This window comes from Pontibacterium sp. (assembly GCF_041587635.1).
Classification (GTDB): Bacteria; Pseudomonadota; Gammaproteobacteria; order Pseudomonadales; family Balneatricaceae; genus Pontibacterium.
This window is the reverse complement of sequence record NZ_JBFGYC010000334.1, coordinates 1-4557: the sequence shown is the minus strand read 5'-3', so window position 1 is coordinate 4557 and position 4557 is coordinate 1. Positions and strand designations below refer to the sequence as shown.

Below are 4557 nucleotides of genomic sequence, written 5' to 3'. Positions count from 1 at the left end.
GTTGCTGCTTCTATGGCGCTGGGAGAGGTAATCGCAGTAATAGCATCCCTGATCAGAGTGAATCGGATTCGAGGTGATTCTGCCTTTAGTAACTTTTCGTATCTGATTTTCTCTTTTGTGGTGATGGGCTGTCTGTTGCTTACCACGGTGACCCTCGGAGATATCGGTTATATCTATGGGGTCGTAGTTTCGATTATTGTGGGGCTGGGAACTGTTTTAGCCTGGATCTCCTACTGTCCTTTCGTCAGAGATGTTGTAAAAGAAAGGATCTCCAAACAACCTTCGACATGCGAGTAGGGATAATGAGTCGCGACCTTATAAAATCCAGGTTTTCCTTCGTACTTATTTATTTTTCAAAATTTAAACGGTTTGCGCCGTCGATGGTAAGGCTTGCCTGTCGCATAGAGGGCGGGGAGTTACGTTCTGAAACAGCACGAAAAATAATGGCTGGAATCTACGGAATAGAAGTAGGGGCGTATAGTTACGGTAGTGTCATGAAGCCTGGGCAGCTACCGCCCGGAGTGAAAGTCGGCCGTTACGTCTCCACGGCACCTAATCTTCAGATATTGTTTAATCATCCGATAGACTTTGTTTCGCTTCATCCCTATTTTTACAATTCAAGCCTCGGTTATGTAAAAAAGGATCTGATTGTACGGCAGGGCTTGGATATCGGTGATGATGCCTGGATTGGCGAAGGTGTTAAGGTTACAGCTGGATGCCAGCGTATCGGCATTGGAGCAATTGTTGGAGCCGGCACAATACTGACTAAAGACGTCCCTGACTTTACTATCGTAGCCGGGAACCCAAGCCGCGTTCTTAGAAAACGATTCAGCGATGAGGCTATCCAAGATATTCTAAATAGTCGCTGGTGGACCAAATCAATTGATGAGCTGCTCGAAGAGATTGATGCATACACAACTCCATATGAAGATGAGTCAAGGGACGAGCCACAGTTATGAGCGATGTTAGCGTTAAGGGTCGAGTGTTATACGTCTCTGGTGACATCGCTTATGCTGCTAAGTCTTATGGAATCTATAAAAGCATGGATGGAGGTGAGTCTTGGTTTCGCCTCTGTAATCTGCCTTTAGGGACTGTCCTTAAGCTGGTTTCTTTCTGCAATCTAGCCCGAAGGTTTCTCAGAAAAGAGATTTCACACATCATTGAAGAGAACGGCGTTCTGATTGTTTTTGGTTACGGTAAAATTTTTCGCTTTTCATTGAACGAAGAGAAGTGGATTGGAACGCCAGTGGCCGTTAATGGACTGAGGCCCTTAAACCTATGTGTGAAGGGGGGAGTAGTTTATTACGGCGAGTACAGAAGGAACGCTGAAAGATCTCCTATTCATATCTATGCATCGAGTGATACAGGAGCAACATGGGAGTCCGTTTACGAATTTAAGGATGTGCGCCATATTCACGGTGTTTTTTGTGATCCATATACCGGAACTTTTTGGATTACAACGGGTGATGATGACAGTGAGTGTGGAATCTGGAACACGGGTGATAACTTTGGAACAGTCAATAAAGTGTTTTCCGGCACTCAGATGTGCAGGGCTGTAACGCTTCTGTTTACTGAAAAGTATATTCTTTACGCAAGTGACTCTCCACTCGAGTCAAACTTTATATTCAGATTTACCAGAGATGGGCTTAAAACGGAGAAGCTAGTCCCCGTAATCAGCTCTGTTTTTTACGGTGCGGTATATAAAGACAATATTTATTTTTCTACTGCCTGTGAGCCAAGCATAGTAAATGCGATGGATCGGTCGGAGGTTGTAGTGTCATCGGACGGTGGTGACTCTTGGTCCTCATTTTTTGAGTTAAAGAAGGACCCATTGAGTATCAAGCTGTTTCAGTACGGCAATGTTTTATTTCCGTACAGGAAGAACCCCACGGATGCACTTTGGTATTCGCCGGTAGCGGTACGCGGCGATCACAAATCATTTAGGTTAGATTGACAGGCGAGATTGGACTGATGACTAGCGGGAAAGCTTTTAAAGAATTTGTTGCAGATTATGACGGTATCATTTGCTTTGGAGGAGAGGACTGGTGGTACCATAACAGGGGCCACAATGACATCCGATTTATGCAGCAGTTTAAGAAGGATGTTCCTGTACTATTTATCAACTCTGTGGGGTTGCGTGTTCCGAGCCTGAAACAGAAGTCTGTATTCTTCGGGCGTATTACCAGAAAGCTGAAAAGTATCGCTAAGGGTCTCGTTAAAGTAGAGGATAACTTCTGGGTGCTGTCTCCCTTTTTTGTTCCTGGGAAAATTGGCGGGGCTGTTTCTGGATCTGTGCTCCCGCTTCAGATCAAAAATTCGGCTCGGCGTATGGGGATAAAAAAACCACTGCTTTGGGTGGTTAACCTAAATGCAGCGCGCTATCTGGATAGTTTGCCCTACTCAAAGCTGATCTTTCAGAGAAGTGATCGTCTTGAAACCTTTCCCGGTGGTGATGAGCAGCTCCTTAACTCCTATGTAGATCTCTTACTGCGCCGTGCTGACCTGACAGTCTACTGTAACCGTGGGCTTATGAATGATGAAACTAGCGTTGCTAACGCGCCTGTATTTGTAGATCACGGAGTTGATTTTGAGCGGTTCTCGCTGGCAGGACAGAAAGATGAGGTCATCCTGCCGGATGTTGCGCTTATCCCGCACCCTCGCATCGGGTTTGTGGGCGGAATTGAGAAACACACCTTTGCACCTGAGCTGTTTGAAGAGGTTGTAAAGAATCTGCCTGAGTTTAACTTCGTCATGGTAGGGCGAAATGCAATGCCTCCAGAATGGTGTGTTGACTATCCCAATGTGCACTTTCTTGGTATGAAGGAGTTGACAGAAGTTGCTGACTATATGGCGGCGTGTGAAGTTCTGATTATGCCGTGGAACAAGACTGACTGGATTAAGGACTGTAATCCTATCAAATTGAAGGAGTACCTGGCCGTAGGACGACCCATCGTATCCACATACTTTACCGAGCTCGAGCACTACGATGGATATGTTCGTATCGCAAACTGTTCCGATTCGTTTGCTGAAGAAATTAAGAAGGCAATTGAAGAGGGATGTGACGCGCAATCTTTCCGGGAGAGGGTGAGAAACGAAACCTGGGTGGAGAAAGTAAAGCAGCTGAAAGAATACTTAACTCATCCTCCTAAATAACACAGGGCCATTGCCGTGTTTCGTAAGCTTTGTTATCTGATCTGGATCGCTAATGGTTTGCTTCTGCTATGGGGAGTATCCAGATATGTCCTGAGTGATGATGTTTTCTTTATTAGATATGGCAACTACTTTGCGCCGTTTCTAGCGTTGATTGCATTAGGTCTTATAGGCTTTAATCTCTACATAAAGTCATATATCTGGGCGGTTTGTACAGCCATCATCTATCTCCCTCTGTTTTTGCTCTTTGGGGGATCTTGGGGAAGTGCTGAGGCTGTGGTTAAAAAATCGGATATCTCTGTACTTAGCTATAGTGTTCGTGGAAATAATCGTGATATAGAGTCTATCGCTGGTGTGATAGAACGTAATACTGCGGATATTATCTTCTTACAGGAAGTACATCAGCTGGGAGAGCTTGCCGCCCTGACGAGTGGTATTTATGGTGGAAGTAAGGTGCACAGCTGTATGTGGAAAGGGTTTGTTTTACTTAGTCGTTATCCTGTAACGGAAAAGTCGAAACCGCTTTGTGTTATCCATCACCCTGATGGAGATATCCATAGTTATAACGTTCATTTGGATAAGGCTCTGATCAAGTTAGACGGTCAAAAACGGAATTTGGATCGTGTTCTTCAAGAGTTGTCTAAGCTTTCTGGACCCAAATTAGTAGTGGGCGATTTTAACGCGACAGAGCTTACGTCAAGTTATAAGCGGATGAGCGAACAATTCGGGAACGCGCACCAAGAGGTGGGCAGTGGATTAGGTTTTACTTTCCCTACTTCAGTTCGTCGATTTTATCCTGGTTTTGCTGTGATAAGAATTGATCATATATTTTATTCCGACGAGTTTTCGGCGGTCTCATCTGCTGTTATTGATGATTATGGCAAAGCGGATCATTACCCAATTAGAGCCTCGCTACGTTATCGCAAAGAATGATGATAGGTGGGTAACTCTCTCATTACTGAATTTTGAATTTGGAGTTTGCTATGAAAATTTTAGTTACGGGTGGCGCTGGGTTTATCGGAAGCGCAGTCGTTCGGTATATCCTAAGCTCAACGGAACACTCTGTAATGAACGTCGACTGCTTGACGTATGCAGGTAACCTAGAATCGATAGATACAGAAGGCCAGCAAGAAAGATATAGCTTTGAACAGGTAGATATTTGCGATACGGAGTCCTTGAAGCAGGTATTTCTGTCTTATTGTCCAGACGTAGTAATGCACCTGGCTGCGGAGTCTCATGTAGATCGTTCAATTGATGGCCCTAGTGCGTTTATACAGACGAATGTTATTGGGACCTACAGCATTTTAGAAGTGTCTCGTGAGTATTATGATTCTCTTTCTATTGAGAAAAAACATATATTTAGGTTTCATCACATCTCTACGGATGAAGTATATGGAGATTTAGAGG

The 4557-nt window shown here is 44.4% G+C and carries 6 protein-coding genes; all 6 read left to right on the top strand.

Translation table 11 applies throughout. The annotated features are described in order from the left end of the window. Positions 1-297, top strand: a 297-nt coding sequence (locus ABYW01_RS14825; RefSeq protein WP_372834069.1) for a hypothetical protein, incomplete at its 5' end; no start/stop codon positions are given. Positions 298-302: 5 nt separating this feature from the next. After that, a complete protein-coding gene (locus ABYW01_RS14820) occupies positions 303-959 on the top strand; it encodes a CatB-related O-acetyltransferase (protein ID WP_372834066.1) in 657 nt (218 codons plus the stop codon). Then, positions 956-1954 (top strand): hypothetical protein, encoded by a 999-nt coding sequence (locus ABYW01_RS14815; RefSeq protein ID WP_372834063.1) that lies wholly within the window; start codon positions 956-958, stop codon positions 1952-1954. The genes ABYW01_RS14820 and ABYW01_RS14815 overlap by 4 nt, the downstream gene beginning before the upstream one ends. 17 nt (positions 1955-1971) lie before the next feature. Continuing rightward, complete coding sequence (locus ABYW01_RS14810) at positions 1972-3153, top strand: glycosyltransferase (RefSeq protein WP_372834060.1); 1182 nt, start codon at positions 1972-1974, stop codon at positions 3151-3153. Between the two features lie 15 nt (positions 3154-3168). After that, a complete protein-coding gene (locus tag ABYW01_RS14805) occupies positions 3169-4083 on the top strand; it encodes an endonuclease/exonuclease/phosphatase family protein (RefSeq protein ID WP_372834057.1) in 915 nt (304 codons plus the stop codon). Positions 4084-4133: 50 nt separating this feature from the next. After that, positions 4134-4557, top strand: a 424-nt coding sequence (locus ABYW01_RS14800; protein WP_372834055.1) for a GDP-mannose 4,6-dehydratase, incomplete at its 3' end; no start/stop codon positions are given.

Coding starts and splice junctions, on each gene's coding strand:
- ABYW01_RS14810 (WP_372834060.1), top strand. CDS start 1,972: ATGACTAGCGGGAAAGCTTTTAAAGAATTTGTTGCAGATTATGACGGT.
- ABYW01_RS14815 (WP_372834063.1), top strand. CDS start 956: ATGAGCGATGTTAGCGTTAAGGGTCGAGTGTTATACGTCTCTGGTGAC.
- ABYW01_RS14820 (WP_372834066.1), top strand. CDS start 303: ATGAGTCGCGACCTTATAAAATCCAGGTTTTCCTTCGTACTTATTTAT.